Raw genomic sequence first — 19,532 nt, forward strand, 5'->3', positions numbered from 1 at the left:
GAGCGGTTGGGCGACGGTCCCATTCACGATCTGTTCGTTATCGGCGGCGGCATCAACGGATGCGGCATCGCGCGCGACGCGGCCGGCCGCGGCTATTCGGTCATGCTTGCCGAGATGAACGATCTGGGCAGCGGCACCTCGTCCGCCTCCACCAAGCTCATCCACGGCGGCCTGCGCTACCTCGAATATTACGAATTCCGCCTCGTGCGCGAGGCGCTGATGGAGCGCGAGGTGCTGTGGAAGAGCGCGCCGCACATCATCTGGCCGATGCGCTTCGTCCTGCCGCTCCACAAGGGCCTGCGGCCCGGCTGGCTCATCCGTCTCGGCCTTTTTCTCTACGACCATATCGGCGGGCGCAAGCTCCTGCCGCCCACGCGCACGCTCGACATGCGCAGCGACCCGGCGGGAAAGCCGCTCAAGGCCGCCTACCGGCGCGCCTTCGAATATTCCGACTGCTGGGTCAACGACGCGCGGCTGGTGGTGCTGAACGCGTTGAGCGCCACCGAGAAGGGCGCCGACATCCGCACCCGCACCAAGGTGGTGGGCGCGCGCGTGGAGGATGGCGTATGGCGGCTTTCCCTGCGCGATCTTGAAACCGGCACCATCGAGGAGGTGCGCGCGCGGCTGGTGGTCAACGCGGCCGGCCCGTGGGTGGACGAGGTGATCGCCGGCGCGCTCGGCCGCAACGCCACCCATAACGTGCGCCTCGTCAAGGGCAGCCACATCGTCATCGCCAGGAAGTTCGACGACCCGCGCGCCTATTTCTTCCAGAACGCCGACGGGCGCATTATCTTCGCCATTCCCTATGAGGAGGACTTCACCCTCATCGGCACCACCGATCAGGATTTCGATGGCGATCCGGCAGCCGTGGAAATCAGTGGGGAGGAGGTCGCCTATCTGTGTGCCGCGGCCAGCGAATATTTCGCCGAGCCGGTGCGCCCCGAGGACGTGGTCTGGAGCTTCTCCGGTGTGCGGCCGCTCTTCGACGACGGCGCCAGCAAGGCCCAGGAGGCAACGCGCGACTACGTGCTGAAGGCGGAGGACACCGCCGGCGCCTCGGTCATCCATGTCTTCGGCGGCAAGATCACCACTTTCCGCCGGCTGGCCGAGGCCGTGCTGGGGGAGATCGGCAAGCGGCTCGGCGAACGGGGAAGCCCGTGGACGGCGGATGCCCCGCTGCCGGGCGGCGGGTTCGGCCCGCACGCGTTCGACGCCACGGTGGAGGCGCTGAGGCGTGACTATCCCTTTCTCGAAGGCGCCCATGCGCGGCGCCTCACCCGCCTTTACGGGATTGAGGCGCGGGCGCTTTTGGGCGAGGCGACGAGCGCGCAGGACCTCGGCCATCGCTTTGGCGCCGATCTCTTTGAGGCCGAGCTGCGCTATCTTGCGGCGAACGAATGGGCGCGCAGCGGCGACGATGTCTTATGGCGGCGTACAAAGCGTGGCCTACGGCTGACGCAGGAGGAGGCACGGGCCGTGGACGTGTTCATGCGTGAATTAAGGCTGCGCGAGGTGGCGCGCGCGGAAGGACCAACGGAAGGAGGACGTGGCCGTGCTGGAGCTGCGTGACGTCTCCAAGCTCGTCTCGGGCGAGATGCATATCGGCAACGTCTCGCTCCGGCTCGAGGCGGGTTCGCTCAATGTACTGTTGGGGCCGACGCTGGCCGGCAAGACGTCGCTCATGCGGCTGATGGCCGGGCTCGACCAGCCGACCTCGGGCACCGTCCATATGGACGATGCGGATGTCACCGGCGTGCCGGTGCAAAAGCGCTCCGTCGCCATGGTCTACCAGCAGTTCATCAACTATCCGGCGATGAGCGTCTATGAGAACATCGCCTCGCCGCTGCGCGTGGCCGGGGTCGACAAGGCGACTTTGGACCGCAAGGTGCGCCAGGCGGCGGACCTTTTACGGCTGGCGCCGTATCTGGAGCGCCTGCCGCTGGAGCTCTCCGGCGGCCAGCAGCAGCGCACCGCCCTTGCCCGCGCCATGGTGAAGGATGCGCGCCTTGTGCTGCTTGACGAGCCGCTCGCCAATCTCGACTACAAGCTGCGCGAGGAACTGCGCGCGGAGCTGCCGCGCATCTTTGCCGAATCGGGCGCCATCTTCGTCTACGCCACCACCGAACCCAGCGAGGCGCTGCTCCTCGGCGGCAAGACGGCGACGCTCAGCGAAGGCCGCGTCACCCAGTTCGGGCCCACCATCGAGATCTTCCGCAACCCGGCCGATCTTCTGACGGCGCAGACCTTCTCGGACCCGCCGCTCAACACGATCGAGGTGCGCAAGGATAAAAACCGCTTCATGCTGGATGGTTCGGACGGCCTGCCCGTGCCGGCGCGGCTCGCGGGCCTTTCCGACGGCGTCTATACGCTCGGCTTCCAGCCGCATCACCTCTCGTTCAAGGGCCGCGAAGCGGATGCCGTATCCGTCGATGCCCGCGTGACGGTGACGGAGATCACCGGCTCGGAGAGCTTCGTGCATCTCGACTATGCGGGCAATCAATGGGTGATGCTGGAGGAGGGCGTGCACCGGCTCGACGTCGACGAGACGCTGCGCGTCTTCATCGACATGCGCCATCTGCTCGTCTTCGACGAGGCGGGGCGCAGCGTGGTCACCGACCGCGCGGAAGCGGCGTAGGGGAGGAAGCGATGGCACGCATCAACCTGAAAGACATCCGCCACGCCTATGTGGACAGCCCCGTCTCGGACGACGATTACGCGCTGAAGCGGGTGGATCACGTATTCGAGGACGGCGGCGCCTATGCGCTTCTGGGGCCGTCGGGCTGCGGCAAGACCACGCTTTTGAACATCATCTCCGGCCTCCTGCACCCCAGCGAGGGTGAAATCCACTTTGGTGCGGCGAACGTCACGGACCTGCCGACCGAGGCGCGCAACATCGCCCAGGTCTTCCAGTTCCCGGTCGTCTACGACACCATGACGGTCTATGACAATCTGGCCTTTCCGCTGCGCAACCGCGGCGTGCCGGAGGACGTGGTGGACCGGCGCGTGCGCGAGATCATCGCCATGATCGGGCTTCAGGACCGGGCAGGGCGCAAGGCGCAGGGCCTGACGGCGGACGAGAAGCAGAAGATCTCGCTCGGGCGCGGCCTGGCGCGCGCCGACGTCAACGCTATCCTGTTCGACGAGCCGCTGACGGTCATCGACCCGCACATGAAATGGGCGCTGCGCACCCAGCTCAAGGAATTGCACCGCCGCTTCGGCCACACCATGGTCTATGTCACGCACGATCAGACGGAGGCGCTCACCTTCGCCGATACGGTTGTGGTGATGTATGAGGGCGAGATCGTGCAGATCGGCACGCCGGAGGAGCTTTTCGAGCGCCCGCGCCACACCTTCGTGGGCTATTTCATCGGCTCGCCGGGCATGAACCTGCTTTCCGCCGCCATGGACGGTGGCATGGTGCGCGTCGGCGGCCAATCCTTCGCCCTGCCGGGCGTGCCGCAGCGACTTTCGGCAGAGCGCATCGAACTCGGCATTCGGCCGGAGTTTGTCCGGCTCGGACGCGAGGGCATGCCGATTTCCATCGCCAAGGTCGAGGATATCGGCCGCAAGAAGATCGTGCACGCCGATCTCGAGGGCGAGGCGATCGCCGTGGTGATCGACGAGGACGCGGAGGTGCCGGCGGAGCCGTGCGTTGCCTTCGATCCGGCGCACCTCAATCTTTACGCCGATTCCTGGCGCGTCGAGACGGAGGGCCGGTCATGAACAAGACCTGGAACAACAAGGCCTGGTTCATGGTGCTGCCGGTTTTGGCACTGGTGGCCTTCTCCGCCGTCATCCCGCTGATGACGGTGGTCAACTATTCGGTGCAGGACACCTTCGGCAACAACGTCTTCTTCTGGGCCGGCACGGAGTGGTTCCAGGAGATCCTCGACTCCGACCGCTTCTGGGCCGCGATGGGCCGCAACCTTGCCTTCTCGGCCATTATCTTGTGCATCGAGGTGTCGCTCGGCATCTTCATCGCGCTCAACATGCCGCGCAAGGGCTGGGGCGTGCCGGTGTGCCTCGTGCTGATGGCCCTGCCGCTGCTCATCCCATTCAATGTGGTGGGCACGATCTGGCAGGTCTTCGGGCGTATCGATATCGGCCTGCTCGGCCGCACGCTGGCTGAGCTCGGGATCGCCTACAACTACGTCAACAACCCGGTGCATGCGTGGGTGACAATCATCCTCATGGATGTATGGCACTGGACGAGCCTGGTCGTGCTTTTGTGCTATGCCGGCCTGGTCTCCATCCCCGACGCCTATTACCAGGCAGCAAAGATCGACGGCGCGTCGCGCTGGGCAGTGTTCCGCTACATCCAGCTTCCGAAGATGCACCGGGTGCTTTTGATCGCCATCCTCCTGCGCTTCATGGACTCCTTCATGATCTATACGGAGCCCTTCGTGCTCACGGGCGGCGGTCCGGGCAACACGACCACCTTCATGTCCATCGATCTGGTGAAGCTCGCCATCGGCGAATTCAACCTCGGTGAGGCGGCGGCCATGTCGATCGTCTACTTCCTGATCATTCTTCTCATGTCGTGGGTGTTCTACACGGTCATGACCAACTACGGGACGGAGAAGCGGTGATGGCGGCGGGCAAGAGCAGCACCGCGGCGAGGGCCGACGGGATCACGATGCAGCGGACGGAAGCGGCGGCGGATGCGGCCGGCAAGGCGGAGGCCGCACTCGGGCAGACGATGCGCAGGCGCGGCACGCAGTCGCGTTTCTGGTGGCTGGTGCCGACGCTTTACATCCTCTTCTTGATGCTGCCGATCTATTGGCTCATCAACATGAGCTTCAAGACCAACACGGAAATCCTCAGCACCTTCTCGCTGTGGCCGCAGAACCCGACGTTGCGCAACTACGGGGTGATCTTCACCGATCCGTCGTGGTATTCGGGCTACATCAACTCCATCATCTATGTGGTTATGAACACGGTGATTTCGGTCTCCGTGGCCCTTCCCGCGGCCTATGCTTTCTCGCGCTACCGCTTCCTCGGCGACAAGCACCTGTTCTTCTGGCTCCTGACCAACCGCATGGCGCCGCCGGCGGTCTTCGCGCTGCCCTTCTTCCAGCTTTACTCGGCCTTCGGGCTGATCGACACGCACATCGCCGTGGCGCTGGCGCACTGCCTGTTCAACGTGCCGCTGGCGGTGTGGATCCTCGAAGGCTTCATGTCCGGCGTGCCGAAGGAGATCGACGAGACGGCCTATATCGACGGCTACTCCTTCCCGCGTTTCTTCGTGAAGATCTTCATGCCGCTGATCGCCAGCGGCGTCGGGGTCGCCGCCTTCTTCTGCTTCATGTTCTCGTGGGTCGAACTTCTGCTTGCCCGCACGCTGACGACGACGGCGGCCAAACCGATCGCCGCCACCATGACGCGCACCGTGTCGGCCTCCGGCCTCGACTGGGGCGTGCTGGCGGCGGCGGGCGTGCTCACCATCATTCCGGGCGCGCTCGTGATCTGGTTCGTGCGCAACTACATCGCCAAGGGCTTCGCCCTCGGGCGCGTGTAAGGGGAGGGTATGACGATGAACCTGTCCTGGATGGCCTGGACCTGGCCGACGGCAACTTTCTTCATCACCATCGCGCTTCTGCTCGCGGGGATGGGCGTATGGGAGTATTTTTCGCCCGGCGGCCATCCGCGCGTCGGCCTGTTGCGATTCGAGACCACGCGCGGCGACCGGCTGTTCGTCTCGCTGCTCGGCAGCGCTTTCATCAATCTCGCATGGCTGGGGCTCGTCGGCCCCAACCTGTGGTGGGCTCTCGCTCTGTCCATCGCCTACGCCGTTGGCGTGTTTCGATGGGTCTAGCGGAGAAAGGGATGGAGCGGCCGCATTTGCGCGGTCTCTCCGAACACTGAAGCAACATTGCAAGGGAGGAAACTATGAAACGGCATCTATTACTGACGACATCCGCGCTCATGCTTCTCATGAGTTCAGGCGGCGTAATGGCGGGCATGGAGGAAGCGACGGAATTCCTCGATGAAGAGATCGGCGATCTCTCGACGCTTTCCCGCGAGGAGCAGGAAGCGGAGATGCAGTGGTTCGTCGACGCTGCCGAGCCGTTCCAGGGCATGGACATCCGGGTGGTCTCGGAGACGATCACCACCCACGAATACGAGTCCAAGGTGCTGGCGCCGGCCTTCACGGCCATCACCGGCATCCGCGTGACCCACGACCTGATCGGCGAGGGCGACGTGGTGGAGAAGCTGCAGACGCAGATGCAGTCGGGCGAGAACATCTATGACGCCTACATCAACGATAGCGACCTGATCGGCACCCACTGGCGCTACCAGCAGGTGCGCAACCTGACCGACTGGATGGCGAACGAGGGCGCGGACGTCACCAACCCCAATCTCGACGTGGACGACTTCATCGGCAAGTCCTTCACGACGGCGCCCGACGGCAAGCTCTACCAGCTTCCCGACCAGCAGTTCGCCAACCTCTACTGGTTCCGCTACGACTGGTTCAACGATCCCGACATCAAGGCGGAGTTCCAGGAGAAATACGGCTACGAGCTGGGCGTGCCGGTCAACTGGTCGGCCTATGAGGACATTGCCGAGTTCTTCACCGGCAAGGAGATCGACGGCAAGAAGATCTATGGCCATATGGACTATGGCAAGAAGGATCCGTCGCTCGGCTGGCGCTTCACCGATGCTTGGCTTTCCATGGCCGGCAACGGCGACAAGGGCATCCCGAACGGCGTGCCGGTCGACGAATGGGGCATCAAGGTGGACGAGAACTCGCGCCCCGTCGGCTCCTGCGTGGCGCGCGGCGGCGACACCAACGGCCCTGCCTCCGTCTACGCCATCGAGAAGTATCTGGAGTGGCTGAACGCCTACGCGCCGCCGGAGGCGCAGGGCATGACCTTCTCCGAATCCGGCCCCGTGCCGGCGCAGGGCGCCATCGCCCAGCAGATATTCTGGTACACGGCCTTTACCGCCGACATGGTCAAGGAAGGCCTGCCGGTGGTCAACGAGGACGGCACGCCGAAATGGCGCATGGCGCCGAGCCCGCACGGCGTCTACTGGAAGGACGGCATGAAGCTCGGCTACCAGGACGCCGGTTCCTGGACGCTGATGAAGTCGACGCCGGAAGACCGCGCCAAGGCGGCATGGCTCTACGCCCAGTTCGTCACCTCGAAGACGGTGGACGTGAAGAAGAGCCATGTCGGGCTTACCTTGATCCGTGAGAGCACCATTCAGCATGACAGCTTCACCGAACGTGCCCCGGAGCTCGGCGGCCTGGTCGAGTTCTACCGCTCGCCGGCCCGCGTGCAGTGGACGCCGACCGGCACCAACGTGCCGGACTACCCGAAGCTGGCGCAGCTGTGGTGGCAGGCGATCGGCGATGCGTCCTCCGGCGCCAAGACCGCACAGGAGGCGATGGACTCGCTCTGCGCCGAGCAGGAGCAGGTGCTCTCGCGCCTCGAGCGGGCCGGCATCCAGGGCGACATCGGCCCGATGCTCGCCGAGGAGCACGATCTTGAATACTGGAACGCCGAGGCCGTGAAGGCGGGCAACCTCGCGCCGCAGCTCAAGATCGAGAACGAGAAGGAAGAGCCCATCACCATCAACTACGACGAGCTGGTGAAGAGCTGGAACGACTCGTAAGCTGGTTAGCCGGATGTGAGATTGGGGGAGGCGGCTCCGGCCGCCTCTCCCGGCTTTTGTCAATCACGCGGGAGGCAACATGAGCGGCTTCGTCTTGTCCATCGACCAGGGCACGACATCGACCCGGGCGATCGTCTTCGACGGAACGATGCGCGCCGTCGGCACCGGCCAGCAGGAGTTCCCGCAGCACTATCCCGCCTCCGGCTGGGTGGAGCACGACCCGGAGGACATCTGGGCAAGCGTTATCGCCACCGTGAAAGCCGCGCTCAAGGATGCCGGCCTGGAGGCCGGGGACATCGCCGCCATCGGCATCACCAACCAGCGCGAGACGGTGGTGATGTGGGACCGCGAGACGGGCAGGGCCGTGCACAACGCCATCGTCTGGCAGGACCGGCGCACCGCGACACTATGCGAGAAGCTGAAGCGCGAGGGGCTGGAGGAGACCTTCACCGAAAAGACCGGCCTGCTGCTCGACCCTTATTTCTCCGGCACCAAACTCTCCTGGCTTCTCGACAACGTGGAAGGCGTGCGCGAGCGGGCGGAGCAGGGGCGGCTGCTGGCAGGCACCATCGACAGTTTTCTCATCTGGCGGCTGACCGGAGGCCGCGCCCACGTCACCGACGCCACCAATGCCTCGCGCACACTGCTTTTCAATATCGAGAAGAACGCGTGGGACGAGGAACTGCTTTCGATCCTCCGCGTCCCTCGCTCCCTCCTGGCCGATGTCAAGGACACGGCGGACGACTTCGGGGTCACGGAGAGGGCGCTGTTCGGCGCCGAAATCCCCATCCTGGGCGTTGCCGGCGACCAGCAGGCGGCAACCATCGGCCAGGCCTGTTTCGAGCCCGGCATGCTGAAATCCACCTACGGCACGGGCTGCTTCGCCGTCCTGAATACCGGCGAGACCCTGGTGCGCTCGAAGAACCGGCTACTCTCCACCATCGCCTACCGCCTCGACGGCAAGACGACCTACGCGCTCGAAGGCTCGATCTTCGTTGCGGGCGCGGCCGTGCAGTGGCTGCGCGACGGGCTGCAGATTATCGGCAAGGCGGCCGATTCGGGCGTCCTTGCGGAAAAGGCGGACGCCACGCAGGACGTCTATCTGGTGCCGGCCTTCGTCGGCCTCGGCGCGCCCTATTGGGACGCCGGCGCGCGTGGCGCCATCTTCGGCCTTACCCGCAACACCGGCCCCGCCGAGTTTGCCCGCGCGACGCTGGAATCCGTCGCCTTCCAGACGCGCGACCTGCTCGAGGCGATGCGCCGGGACTGGCCGGGCGGGGCGGAGACCAAGGTTCTGCGTGTCGACGGCGGCATGGTGGCGAGCGACTGGACCATGCAGTGCCTGGCCGACATTCTCGACGCGCCGGTGGACCGGCCGACGGTGCTGGAGACCACCGCGCTGGGCGCGGCCTGGCTCGCCGGTTCGCGCGCCGGCGTATGGCCAGGCGCCGAGGAATTCGCGCAGAGCTGGGCGCTCGAGCGCCAGTTCACGCCGAGGATGGGCGAAGAGGAGCGGGCGCGCCGGCTGAACGGCTGGCGCGATGCCGTGCGCCGCACCCTCACATCCGCGGTCACGGATTGATGAGGCCGCGCTGGATCGCCTTGGCAACGGCCTGGGAAAGGGTTCGGCACTCAAGCTTCTGCCGCGCCGTGCGCAGATAGCTGCGCACGGTGAATTCCGAAAGGTCGAGAATGACGGCGATGGCCTTGGCCTCCTTGCCGCGCGCCGTCCACAACAGGCACTCCACCTGACGCGGCGCCAGGGTCGGCTCGGCGGGCCCGTCGGGAGACAACTCGCGCATCGCCTTGTCGTGGATGAGGCGGGCGACCTTCTCGAGCCCGGCTACATTCCTAGCAAGGAAAGAGGCCCAAATATCGGCTGCCATGCCGGTATTGAGCGACAGAAGCGAGCGGCGGAAGGCGCGGTCGACCACGGGAATGCAGTAGCCCTTGTCGCCCAGTCCGTGGGCCAGTGCGTCGGCCATGAATTCCCGTTGGCGCTCGTCCCATTCCAGGTCGTGCCAGGCAAACGGCCCGGTGGAGCCGAACCCCGCCCGAACCACCGGATCGACGTGCAGATATCCACGCAGCACATAGCGCGCGATCCACTGCGATGGATAGGTGGAGCGGATAAAGGGACTGTCGACCGGGCGGGCATATGCTGCGGTCATAAAGGTGACGTGGTCGAGGCCGAGCCGGTCTCGCACCAGAAGGACGGCGTCCTCTACGCTCGCCACTCCCACCACCGCATCGATGGCTTCTGACAGTCCCAGCCGAATCGCTTCTCCTCGGGTACCATGCATAAGTCCCCCTTTCTGTCCCAAATCGAGAATGCGCGGCAATGGGGGGGATTGCAAGAGCCTCGAGTTGTTGCACCGGCCGACCCTTCCAAAAAGAAAGACCCCGGCTTCTGCCGGGGTCTTTCAGGATCGGACAAGCGCTCCGGAAGCGGCGTTCAGCGCAACCGGCCACTGGCATGGGCCAGCATGGTGTAGACCTTGCCGGTGTCGGAGGTCAGGTACGTCTGGCTCATCATGTTGTCGCGGTCGGAGCGCGAGACGTCGGCCAGAAGCTTCTCGAAATCGCGGCAGTACTGGTCGACCGCCTTGCGGAACTCCGCGTCGGCCCGGTACTTGCGCTGGATCTCGTCGAAGGTCTGCTGGCCCTTCAGCGTGTAGAGCCGGCGCGTGAAGACGTTGCGCTCTCCGCGGCGATACCGCTCCCAAAGGTCGATGGAGGCTTCGTGATCGATGGCCCGGGCGATGTCGACGGACAGGGAGTTGAGCGATTCGACCACATGCAGGGCCGTCCGCCCGCCATTGTTGGCGGCCTGTCCCGCGCGCTCCTGGCCTTCCTCGTCGCGCGAGGCGCTGCGCAGGAGGTCGCGGATCCAGCCGCCGCCGGCGTTCGGTGCCGCCTGGGCCGTCTCGGGCGCCGGGCGGGCAGGGGCGGCAGGACGAGCCGCCGGCTCGGCACGCGGCTTCTCCAGAACACGCGAGCCGCCTGAGGCCGGCGCGCCGTTGGGCGCGGGCGGCACCGGGGCCGGACGAGGCGGCTGAGGCGTGGCCTCGACGCTCGTGCCGATATCGTGCAGACGGCCGGATTTCGCAACGATGTCCGACAGTTCCTTCAGCGCGTTAACCTGTTCTGTGATGGCCACGCGCATGGCCGAGGTCGACTGCCTGGCTTCCTCCGGCAGTTCGACAATGCCGCGCTTCATGTCGGCACGCGTCTCTTCCAGCTCGGCGCGGATTTCGGCCGCCGTGCGGCGGATATCTTCCGTCGCTCCCGTAAAGCGCTGGGCGGCACCTTCCAGGACCTGGTTGATCGCTTCGCGGATCGCCTCGGCGGACTGGCGCGTGCGCCCTTCCGCCGTGTCGAACATGCCGTCGAGAAGTCCCTCGAAGGACTTCATGGCATTCTCGATCTGCTGCGACTTGTCGACAAGGCCGTTCGCCAGCGCCTCAAGCGCGCTCTGGCGATCCTCCAGGGACGAGCTGAGGCCGGACTGCGCCTTCTCCAGGAGGTTCGAGGCGCTTTCCAGCATGCGGCTGTGGTCCTCGAAGCGGCTGGCGATGGTCGAGATCTCGCGGAGCGTCCGCTCCGAGAAGTCCGTGAGCCGGCCGGAATTGGCGTTGATGAGGCTTGCCGAATTGGCGAACGTCTCCGCCGCCTTGCCGGTGTTCGCGGCAAACTCGCGCGTCGTGCTGGTGAGCTTCTCGTCCACCTGCGAAAGGTTCTGCGCGGCGGCATCGACGAGTTGGCCCAGCCTCTCGCCGGAAGCGTTCAGCTGCTGCAGGAGCTCATCGACATTGCCGGCGAGGCCGTTGCGGGCGCGCTCGACGGCGTCGAGCGCCTCTGCGGTGCGGCTGGCCAATGCGTTCACGAGGGCGGCATTCTCCTGCTGCAGCCGCTCGGTGGTGCGGTTGGTAATGGCCTCGATGCCCTGCTGCAGCTCGCCGCCGCTGGCCTCGAAGCGCTCCACGAGCGGGCGCGCCGTCTCGTCGAGGATGCGGCCAATCTCGGCGCTGCGCCCGGCCAGCATGGCGTTGAACTCGCGCGTGCGCTCTTCCAGCGTACGCGCCGCCTCACCGGTGCGTCTGGAGATGTGCTCGTTGACCTGGGCGAAGGTCTGGCCGATCGTGTCGGCGGTCGACACCAGGTCGGCCTGGGTGCGCGCCAGTTGCTGGCTCACGTGGCTGGCTGCCTGCTCCGCGCCCTGCTTCAGGCGCTCCTCGGCGTCGCCGAGGCCTTCCTGAAGCACGGCCCGCGTGCGGCCGACGCTGTCGCCGAGCCGCTTTTCGACCTCCAGCATGCCGCTGGCCACAGCGGAGGCCGCCGAGCCGGCGGTCGACTTCAGCCGGTTCTCGATCTCGCCCAGGCGCTCGGTGATTGCCGTGGCGCGCGCATCGAGCTCGGCGGACGTCTGGTGCGTGCGGGCGATGATGCGGTGGTCGGCCTCCTCGAAGGTCTGCACCAGCTCGTTCGCGCGGCTTGCCAGTGTCTCGGCCGTTTCCTGTGTGCGGGCGATGATGCGGTGGTCGGCCTCCTCGAAGGTCTGCACCAGCGCGTTCGCGCGGCTTGCCAGTGTCTCGGCCGTTTCCTGTGTGCGGGCGATGATGCGGTGGTCGGCCTCCTCGAAGGTCTGCACCAGCGCATTCGCGCGGCTTGCCAGTGTCTCGGCCGTCTCCTGCGTGCGGGCAATGATGCGGTGGTCGGCCTCCTCGAACGTCTGCACCAGTGCCTCGGCGCGGTTTGTCAGCGTCTCGGCCGTTTCCTGCGTACGGGCGGCGATGCGGCTGTCGATACCGGCGATGCGGTGGTCGACGTCGTCCAGCACCTTGGCGGACTCGCTGCCGAGCGTCGAGGTGGCTTCCATCACCTTCTCGCGCAGGGCGCCGGCCAGCACAACGGCGCTGTTCTCCAGCGTCTGGCGGACATTGTCGACACCGACGGCCAAGGCCCTCTGCATGGTGCTGGTGCGTTCGTCGATGACGCCCACCTGCGAGGTGAAGGCGGCGTTGACGTTATCGATATCGGCACGGATGGCGGCCGTCAGCTCCTCGCGGCGCTCGCCGATCTTGGCGATGTCGGCCTCGAGCGCGGCGGCAAAGCTGCCGTGGGTTTCCTCGAGCTTCCTGAGGTCGGCCTCGAGCAGCGCCTTCAGCCGGTTTTCGCTCTGGGCGAAGGCTTCGATCTGGCGATCGACGGTCTCGTCGATGCGCGTCTTCACGGCATCGAACCGGCCAAAGCTGTCATCGAGCCGGGCGTTGAGCCGCGCTTGGCCTTCCTCCACCAGCCGGGCGAACTCCTCACCCTTGTTATCCAGCATGATGGAGGTGGAGGCGACGAGACCGGACAGGTCGTTGTCTATGGCGGACTTGCCCGCCTCGATGGCCGAGGAGACGTCTTCGCGCCCGTGGGCGAAGGTATCGGCGATCTCGCGCGTGCGCTCGACGAGCTGTTCGTTGATGGCGCGAGCGCGTGCCTCCAGCGCCGCGTCGAGCCTCTGCATGCCCGTGTCGAGCGCCTCGGCGCGTGTGGAGAAATCGCTGATAAGCGCGCGGCCACGCTCCGACAGGGTACCGTCGAGCTGGCTCAGCCGCGTATCGAACTCCGCGTTGACCTTCTCGGAGGCCTCTCCAAGCGCCGCGACCAGGCCGGACAGGCGGTCATTGAACATCGTGTCCAGCGCGCCGCTGCGCGTGTCGAGCAGGTTGGCAAGGTTGTCGCCCGCGGCGGTGATGCGGTGCGACAGCTCTTCCGAACGCTGGTCGAGCGCATGGCTGACCGTCGTGCTCGAAGCGTCCATGCGCTGGATGAAGCCCTCGGCGGACGTGCTGAGCGCCTCGATCCGCGTGTCGAGCAGGCCGGAAAGATTTTCGCCGGCGGCGGCGATGCGTTGCGCCAGGTCTTCGGAGCGCTGGTCGAGCGTGTGGCTGATCGCTCCGCTCGAAGCGTCCATGCGCTGGATGAAGCCATCCGCAGACGTGCTGAGCGCCTCGATCCGCTTGTCGAGCAGGCTGGCAAGATTGTCGCCCGAGGTGCTGATGTGCCGCGACAGCGTGTCGGCGCGCTCGTCCATCGCCAGGTAGATGGATTCGCCCGTCGAGTTGATGCGCTCGACCAGGCCGTCGCCCGCCTGACCAAGCGAATCCGTCAGCCGCTGCGAGGCGCCATCGACGCTGAGGCGAATCTGCTTGCCGGCCGCATCCAGCTCCTCCTTGAGGATTTCGTGGGCGCCGGTGATCGAAGCGCGCACGCGCTCGGCGTGGCTGACAATGCCCTCGCGCTCGCTGCCCAGGCTGTCGACAAGCAGGCGAATGCGCGTCTCGTTCTCCGAATAGGCGCGCTCCAGTTCGTTCACTTCCGTGTGGACCAGGGTTTCCAGCTCGACGGCGCGGGCAAGGGTGCGTTCGATGCCGTCGCCCATGGCCTGCACCTCCCGGCGCACGGCCTGACCCACCATCATGACGCGGTCCTGGGCAAGGTTCTCCGGCTCGAGCAGGCGCGCGGCGGCATCCGCCATATGCTGGGCGGCAATCCGCATCTCCTGGGCGCGGCGGACCATCACCGCGAAACCCCAGAACAGGAGCACCGGCACAAGCGCACCGATGGCGAGGCCGATCGCCTGCGGCGAGGTGAAGAGGCCCTCAAGCGAACGGATCTGCCAAAGCGACGAGCCGTAGAGGACGTTGCCGAGAACGGCGGCGCCGGCGATCCAGGCGACCGACAGGGCGGCGACAAGCCAGTAGACCGTACTCGAGGCCGGCAGGTCGGGCCTGTGCGCGATCCCGGCAGGCTCGCGCTGCTGGTCGTCGTTGGCCGGCACGAACGTCACCGGGCCCGAAGAAGGGGCGGGCTCTGCCGGGCGCAGCCGCTCGGCGGGGTGAGCATTTTCCATCTGGGCGGCGGCAGCCTCTTCGGCCTCTTCGGCGGCCATGGCAGGCTCGCTCTCCAAGGGGAGGGAATCGGCAGCGTTCTCCGCTTCGACATCATTGTCGACATCGTCCTCGCGTCCTTCGCGGGCGAGCTCTTCCGCCGCCAGAGAGATCTGCGCCTCCAGGTCCTCCATGGAGGCCGCAATGTCCAAGTCGCCAAGGTCGAAATCACCGGCAGCGGCTTCGAACTGATCCGTCTCCAGCTCAAGGGCTTCCTCAAGCTCCCTTGCGAAACTATCCTGCTCCGCTTTCTTCTTTGTCGTATTCCGCGCCATACGCCGTCACCCTGTACTCTTTTGGGTCGTTCCGAACCCGGATCCTCGTAACCCGCATGCGCCCCACATCGCGCCAACCGTACCGTAGTGGCACGGAATTGTGATGGAAACACGTTTTCGGGCAGATGACTACAAGTTTAAATATAAGGTTAACGCTGGGCTGGTAGGATTGTAAGCATTCTGCCACTGTCATTAACATCTTGTGCACGCGTGGCCATCCAGCTTCACGCCGACGTTCGATAGTGGGAGCGGGCTGCCCGCCGGGCAGTCCGAGAGGGGGAAACGGGCATGCTTGACCGACAGGGGCACCCACAGGACCGGCCGATCGACCGGGCGCATCTGGCCCGCCAGACCCTGGGCGATGCCGCGCTGCAGCGCGAGGTGCTCCAACTGTTCCTCGCCCAGGCTGCCTCTGTGCGTGGGGAACTGGCGAATGCCGATGCCGAGGCACGCCACCGGCTGGCGCACTGCCTCGTCGGTTCGGCACGCGCCGTCGGCGCTTTCGCGTTGGCCGACTGCGCGGCGGCACTTGAGGCTGCACCGCACTCGGCGGCGCTTGCAGATCGCCTTGCGTCCCGGATCGAGGAAATGCAGGCCTTCGCCGCCGAATTGCTGGCCTAGTGGTCTGATCGCCCCACTAATATGCGCCCCTGCGCCGTTTCGCTCGGTTGACACACAGCGCGCAGCGATTATCTCGGCGTGAGCAACCGTTCCCCGTGCCGTTCATGCAGCACAATCCCTTCAGGACCGCCGAATGACCAAGCTGACATTCATCGCCTTCGACGGCGCCACCTTCGAGGTGGAGGCCGAGAACGGCTCCACGGTGATGGAAAATGCCATCCGCAACGGCGTTCCCGGCATCGAAGCCGAATGCGGCGGCGCCTGCGCCTGCGCCACCTGTCACGTTTACGTCGACGAGGAATGGACGGACGTCGTCGGCCAGCCGGAGGCGATGGAAGAGGATATGCTCGACTTCGCATACGAGGTGCAGCCCAACTCGCGCCTCTCCTGCCAGATCAGGGTGCGCGAGGAACTGGACGGGCTGGTGGTGCGGGTGCCGGAGCGCCAGGCCTAGCCGTTCTTATATCTTATATGAGTTGTCTTATATCTTTCAGAGGACAGGGTGGGCATGACCCAGGTGACCAAGACGGATGTGCTGATTGTCGGGGCCGGCCCTGTCGGCCTGTTCGCCGTCTTCGAGCTCGGCCTTCTCGACCTCAAATGCCACCTGATCGACATCCTCGACCGCCCGGGCGGGCAATGCGCCGAGCTTTATCCCGAAAAGCCCATCTACGACATTCCAGCCCTGCCGGTGGTCTCGGGGCAGGAACTGGTCGACCGGCTGATGGAGCAGATCAGGCCGTTCGACCCGCAATTCACCTTCAGCCGCATCGTTGCAAGCCTCGAGCGCCTGCCGGACGGCGGCTTCCGCGTGACGACCGACGAGGGGGAGGCGTTCGAAGCCAAGGTGGTGGTGATCGCCGCCGGAGGCGGCTCTTTCCAGCCCAAAAGGCCCCCCATTCCCGGCATCGAGGCCTATGAGGGCAAAAGCGTCTTTTATGCCGTGCGGCGCATGGAGGCGTTTCGCGGCGAGGACCTTCTGATCGTCGGCGGCGGCGATTCGGCGCTCGACTGGACGCTCAACCTGCAGCCGGTGGCCCGGCGGCTGACACTGGTCCACCGCCGCCCGGAGTTTCGCGCCGCGCCCGACAGCGTCAACAAGATGCTGGCGCTGAAGGAGGCCGGAAAGATCGATTTCCAGGTCGGTCAGGTGAAGGCGCTCACCGGCGAGAACGGCATGCTGAAAAGCGCGACGGTGAAGGGGCCGCAGGACGAGGTGGAGATCGCCTGCACGCGGCTCTTGCCCTTCTTCGGCCTGACGATGAAGCTCGGACCCGTCGCCGAGTGGGGCATCAATCTCAATGAGAACCTCATTCCCGTCGACACCGAGAAGTTCGAGACCTCCGAGCCCGGCATCTTCGCCATCGGCGACATCAACCACTATCCGGGCAAATTGAAGCTCATTCTCTCCGGCTTCCACGAGGCCGCCCTGATGGCGCAGGCGGCCAAACGCATCGTGCACCCGAACGAGAAAGTCGTCTTCCAGTACACCACCTCCTCGACCAGCCTGCAGAAGAAGCTGGGTGTGCTGGACTAGCGCCGCGCTCTATTGCGCCAGCCGGCCGGCCTCGATCTGCTCCAGCCGATAGCGCAGAAGGCGCAGGAGCCGGCTTTCAAAATTGATGCTTTCGATATAGTCGAAACGCTGCTGGGCGGCATCGTGCTTGGCCAGGATGCCTGCCGTCGCCTCTTCCACCTTTTTGGCAAGCACGTCGCAACTCCTCTGCCACGACAGGCCCTCCAGCGTGTCCTCCAGAAGGCGCGCATGATTCTTGGCGATGCTGAGATGGCTTTCCTCATGGCGCTTGATGTCGCGGGCAAGCGTATCCCAGATCAGCCGCACCTCGTTTTCCGCGCGGCGGCGCTGGCGCCACCTCGGCAGGATGACGCTGGCTTTCACCGACACGCGCGCGTCGGCGACGCGGCAGTTTCTGCCGGTATCGGCATAGTCGACTTGCGTGGTGAACTTCATATTCGTGGCGCCGGGATGCCTTTGCCCGGTGCTGTCCAACATCGGCCCCTGTGTCTGCAGCTGCCGCTCGACCTCCGGCAATGTCAGGCCGCCGATGGGAAAATAGCTGTAGGTTTTGGAAAGCGTTGCGGCGCCGAGCGGCAGCACGGTAGCAGTCAGCAGGAACACGGCGAGGAGTACGCGTTGCATGAAGACCTCCGGGCGACACATTGCGGCAATGGCGGAGCCAGTGCAACGAAAAGCTAGAGGCCCCGCCTCCGGTTGCAATCGGGCTGTGCGAATGCCGATTGATTTTGTCCCGCAGGCATCCCACAAGACGGTGCGGGAAGCCGGACAGGGCCTGAAGGGATGATTGAGACGCGGCACTGGAAAATCGCTCATGGGCGCACCCTCGAATTGGGGGCGCAGGCGTGCATCATGGGCGTGCTCAACGTCACGCCCGACAGTTTCTCCGACGGCGGCCGCTATACGGCCGTCGAAAGCGCGGTCGCGCGCGCCGAAGCCATGCTGGCCGAGGGGGCGGCGATCATCGATATCGGCGGGGAATCGACCCGGCCCGGCGCTGCGCCCGTCGGCGCCGCCGAGGAGCAGGACCGCGTGCTGCCGGTCATCGAGGCGCTGGCCAAGGGGAGGGACACCGTCCTGTCCATCGACACCTACCGTGCCGAGACGGCGGCGCTCGCCATCGATGCGGGTGCGCACATCGTCAACGACGTGTGGGGCCTCTACAAGGAGAGCGCCATTGCCGAGGTCGCGGCCAAGACCGGGGCGGGGCTGATGCTGATGCACACGGGACGGGAGCGGGAGAAGCTGCCCGACGTGATCGCCGATCAGTTCGCTTTCCTGAGCCGCTCCGTCGAGATCGCCCGCAAGGCCGGTGTGGCGGACGGGCAGATCGTCCTCGATCCCGGCTTCGGCTTCGCCAAGGACCCGCAGGAGAATGCCGAGATCATGGCGCGCTTCGGCGAACTGGCGGGCCTGGGCTTTCCTTTCGCCGTCGGTACGTCGCGCAAGCGCTTCATCGGCCATTTCACTGGCCGCGATGTCGAGGAGCGGGCTGTCGGTACGGCGGCGACCAGCGCGCTTCTGCGCCTCAAGGGCGCGGCCATCTTCCGCGTGCACGACGTCGCCGAGAACAGGGATGCGCTTCGCATGGCCGATGCTATGCTGGCCGCCGGAAAATAGCGGGATCGCGCCCATGTACATCATCCGGATGAAGAACTGCGCCTTCTTCGCGCGCCACGGGGTGCATGAGGAGGAGGAGAGGCTTGGCCAGCGCTTCTACGTCGATGCCGAGCTTGCCGTGGAGCCCGGCCGGGCGCTGGAAGAGGATTCCATCGAGGAAACGGTCGATTACGGCGTCGCCTTCACCGTTATCGAGAAGATCGTTACCGGCAAGCGGCGCTTCCTGATCGAGGCGCTGGCGCTGGAGGTCGGCAAGGCGCTTTGCAAGCGCTTTCCGCAGATCAAGCGCGCCTCCATCACCATTAGAAAGCCGAACGCGCCGGTGCCCGGCGTGCTCGATCATGTCGAGGTGACGATTGACTGGCCGCAATGAAACCCGCGTCTTCCTCGGTCTCGGCGGCAACATCGGCGAGCCCGCAAAGGCGATGGCGGCAGCGCTTCGCGCGCTGAATGCCGATGCCGACGTGCATGTTGAAAAGGTCTCCGCGCTCTACCGCACGCCCCCCTGGGGCATAGAGGACCAGCCGGACTTCCTGAACGCCGTTGCCGAGATCCGTACCGGCCTGCCGCCCCGCCGGCTGCTCGACCTGTGCCTCGATACCGAGCGCGCCCTGAAACGCGAGCGCCGCGAGCGCTGGGGGCCACGGCTGATCGACATCGACATCCTGGTGTATGGGCAGCAGCAGGTGTCGGAGGGCGGGCTGGTGATCCCGCACCCGCGCATGCTGGAGCGCGCCTTCGTGCTCTTGCCGTTGGCGGAGATTGCGCCCGACCTGGCGGTGGAGGGGCGGCGGGTCGCCGAACACCTCGACCGGTTGGATATCTCCGGTATCGAGCAGGTCAGCGCCGACGGTAGCTGGTGGAAGACTTAGACCAGTTCATCGTTTTGTCGAATGAACTAATCCAACTCGTTGTTTTGTC

The 19,532-nt window shown here is 65.6% G+C and carries 17 protein-coding genes; 14 read left to right on the forward strand and 3 right to left on the reverse strand.

Going from position 1 to position 19,532, the window contains the following annotated elements; all coding sequences use genetic code 11:
- Positions 1-6 precede the first annotated feature (6 nt).
- The 8 genes from glpD (at position 7) to glpK (ending at position 9,199) form a co-directional block, all read left to right on the forward strand.
- Entirely contained in the window at positions 7-1,569 is a 1,563-nt protein-coding gene (glpD, locus tag GPJ75_RS07480) for a glycerol-3-phosphate dehydrogenase (protein WP_163266724.1), read from the forward strand.
- Positions 1,553-2,635 (forward strand): ABC transporter ATP-binding protein, encoded by a 1,083-nt coding sequence (locus tag GPJ75_RS07485; RefSeq protein WP_163266726.1) that lies wholly within the window; start codon positions 1,553-1,555, stop codon positions 2,633-2,635. The genes glpD and GPJ75_RS07485 overlap by 17 nt, the downstream gene beginning before the upstream one ends.
- An 11-nt stretch (positions 2,636-2,646) precedes the next feature.
- Positions 2,647-3,723: an ABC transporter ATP-binding protein gene (locus GPJ75_RS07490; RefSeq protein WP_163266728.1), complete on the forward strand. Its 1,077-nt coding sequence runs from the start codon at positions 2,647-2,649 to the stop codon at positions 3,721-3,723.
- A complete protein-coding gene (locus tag GPJ75_RS07495) occupies positions 3,720-4,589 on the forward strand; it encodes a carbohydrate ABC transporter permease (protein WP_163266730.1) in 870 nt (289 codons plus the stop codon). The genes GPJ75_RS07490 and GPJ75_RS07495 overlap by 4 nt, the downstream gene beginning before the upstream one ends.
- Positions 4,590-4,699: 110 nt before the next feature.
- Positions 4,700-5,518 (forward strand): ABC transporter permease subunit, encoded by an 819-nt coding sequence (locus tag GPJ75_RS07500; RefSeq protein ID WP_163267025.1) that lies wholly within the window; start codon positions 4,700-4,702, stop codon positions 5,516-5,518.
- 15 nt (positions 5,519-5,533) lie between these two features.
- Positions 5,534-5,815, forward strand: a complete 282-nt coding sequence (locus tag GPJ75_RS07505) for a DUF2160 domain-containing protein (RefSeq protein ID WP_159589870.1) — start codon at positions 5,534-5,536, stop codon at positions 5,813-5,815.
- A 74-nt stretch (positions 5,816-5,889) separates the two neighbouring features.
- Entirely contained in the window at positions 5,890-7,617 is a 1,728-nt protein-coding gene (locus tag GPJ75_RS07510) for an ABC transporter substrate-binding protein (RefSeq protein WP_159589872.1), read from the forward strand.
- Between the two features lie 79 nt (positions 7,618-7,696).
- Positions 7,697-9,199, forward strand: coding sequence for a glycerol kinase GlpK (gene glpK / locus GPJ75_RS07515; protein ID WP_163266732.1), 1,503 nt, complete (start codon positions 7,697-7,699; stop codon positions 9,197-9,199).
- Here glpK and GPJ75_RS07520 read toward each other — a convergent pair.
- On the reverse strand, positions 9,189-9,920 hold the full coding sequence (locus tag GPJ75_RS07520; RefSeq protein ID WP_163266734.1) for a LuxR family transcriptional regulator: 732 nt from the start codon (positions 9,918-9,920) through the stop codon (positions 9,189-9,191). The two genes, glpK and GPJ75_RS07520, sit on opposite strands and share 11 nt — an antisense overlap.
- 152 nt (positions 9,921-10,072) lie before the next feature.
- Positions 10,073-14,833, reverse strand: a complete 4,761-nt coding sequence (locus tag GPJ75_RS07525) for an apolipoprotein A-IV repeat region-like domain-containing protein (protein WP_163266736.1) — start codon at positions 14,831-14,833, stop codon at positions 10,073-10,075.
- Between the two features lie 288 nt (positions 14,834-15,121).
- Between GPJ75_RS07525 and GPJ75_RS07530 the strand changes: the two genes are divergently transcribed.
- The 3 genes from GPJ75_RS07530 (at position 15,122) to GPJ75_RS07540 (ending at position 16,991) form a co-directional block, all read left to right on the forward strand.
- Entirely contained in the window at positions 15,122-15,454 is a 333-nt protein-coding gene (locus GPJ75_RS07530; RefSeq protein WP_163266738.1) for an Hpt domain-containing protein, read from the forward strand.
- Positions 15,455-15,587: 133 nt separating this feature from the next.
- Positions 15,588-15,908, forward strand: coding sequence for a 2Fe-2S iron-sulfur cluster-binding protein (locus GPJ75_RS07535; protein WP_159586743.1), 321 nt, complete (start codon positions 15,588-15,590; stop codon positions 15,906-15,908).
- Positions 15,909-15,962: 54 nt separating this feature from the next.
- On the forward strand, positions 15,963-16,991 hold the full coding sequence (locus tag GPJ75_RS07540) for an NAD(P)/FAD-dependent oxidoreductase (protein WP_163266740.1): 1,029 nt from the start codon (positions 15,963-15,965) through the stop codon (positions 16,989-16,991).
- Positions 16,992-17,000: 9 nt separating this feature from the next.
- Here the strand turns inward: GPJ75_RS07540 and GPJ75_RS07545 are convergent, their stop codons facing one another.
- Positions 17,001-17,615 carry a DUF922 domain-containing Zn-dependent protease gene (locus tag GPJ75_RS07545; RefSeq protein ID WP_163266742.1) on the reverse strand — a complete coding sequence of 205 codons (615 nt, stop codon included), beginning with the start codon at positions 17,613-17,615 and terminating at the stop codon, positions 17,001-17,003.
- A 159-nt stretch (positions 17,616-17,774) separates the two neighbouring features.
- Between GPJ75_RS07545 and folP the strand changes: the two genes are divergently transcribed.
- The 3 genes from folP to folK are packed head-to-tail and all read left to right on the forward strand — an operon-like array spanning position 17,775 to position 19,483.
- Positions 17,775-18,611 (forward strand): dihydropteroate synthase, encoded by an 837-nt coding sequence (gene folP, locus GPJ75_RS07550; protein ID WP_425483127.1) that lies wholly within the window; start codon positions 17,775-17,777, stop codon positions 18,609-18,611.
- Positions 18,612-18,624: 13 nt separating this feature from the next.
- Positions 18,625-18,984 (forward strand): dihydroneopterin aldolase, encoded by a 360-nt coding sequence (gene folB, locus GPJ75_RS07555; protein ID WP_163266744.1) that lies wholly within the window; start codon positions 18,625-18,627, stop codon positions 18,982-18,984.
- Positions 18,968-19,483: a 2-amino-4-hydroxy-6-hydroxymethyldihydropteridine diphosphokinase gene (folK, locus tag GPJ75_RS07560; protein WP_163266746.1), complete on the forward strand. Its 516-nt coding sequence runs from the start codon at positions 18,968-18,970 to the stop codon at positions 19,481-19,483. Before folB ends, folK begins: the two co-directional genes overlap by 17 nt.
- The last annotated feature ends 49 nt before the right edge of the window (positions 19,484-19,532 follow it).

Source organism: Chelativorans alearensis (assembly GCF_010993735.1).
GTDB lineage: Bacteria > Pseudomonadota > Alphaproteobacteria > Rhizobiales > Rhizobiaceae > Chelativorans > Chelativorans alearense.

Excerpts from the sequence above, each read along its gene's own strand:
- GPJ75_RS07500 (WP_163267025.1), top strand. The coding sequence starts at position 4,700 with ATGCGCAGGCGCGGCACGCAGTCGCGTTTCTGGTGGCTGGTGCCGACG.
- GPJ75_RS07510 (WP_159589872.1), top strand. The coding sequence starts at position 5,890 with ATGAAACGGCATCTATTACTGACGACATCCGCGCTCATGCTTCTCATG.
- GPJ75_RS07525 (WP_163266736.1), bottom strand. The coding sequence starts at position 14,833 with ATGGCGCGGAATACGACAAAGAAGAAAGCGGAGCAGGATAGTTTCGCA.
- glpK (WP_163266732.1), top strand. The coding sequence starts at position 7,697 with ATGAGCGGCTTCGTCTTGTCCATCGACCAGGGCACGACATCGACCCGG.
- folB (WP_163266744.1), top strand. The coding sequence starts at position 18,625 with ATGTACATCATCCGGATGAAGAACTGCGCCTTCTTCGCGCGCCACGGG.
- GPJ75_RS07490 (WP_163266728.1), top strand. The coding sequence starts at position 2,647 with ATGGCACGCATCAACCTGAAAGACATCCGCCACGCCTATGTGGACAGC.
- GPJ75_RS07530 (WP_163266738.1), top strand. The coding sequence starts at position 15,122 with ATGCTTGACCGACAGGGGCACCCACAGGACCGGCCGATCGACCGGGCG.
- GPJ75_RS07520 (WP_163266734.1), bottom strand. The coding sequence starts at position 9,920 with ATGCATGGTACCCGAGGAGAAGCGATTCGGCTGGGACTGTCAGAAGCC.
- GPJ75_RS07540 (WP_163266740.1), top strand. The coding sequence starts at position 15,963 with ATGACCCAGGTGACCAAGACGGATGTGCTGATTGTCGGGGCCGGCCCT.
- GPJ75_RS07505 (WP_159589870.1), top strand. The coding sequence starts at position 5,534 with ATGAACCTGTCCTGGATGGCCTGGACCTGGCCGACGGCAACTTTCTTC.
- GPJ75_RS07495 (WP_163266730.1), top strand. The coding sequence starts at position 3,720 with ATGAACAAGACCTGGAACAACAAGGCCTGGTTCATGGTGCTGCCGGTT.
- GPJ75_RS07535 (WP_159586743.1), top strand. The coding sequence starts at position 15,588 with ATGACCAAGCTGACATTCATCGCCTTCGACGGCGCCACCTTCGAGGTG.
- folP (WP_425483127.1), top strand. The coding sequence starts at position 17,775 with ATGATTGAGACGCGGCACTGGAAAATCGCTCATGGGCGCACCCTCGAA.
- GPJ75_RS07545 (WP_163266742.1), bottom strand. The coding sequence starts at position 17,615 with ATGCAACGCGTACTCCTCGCCGTGTTCCTGCTGACTGCTACCGTGCTG.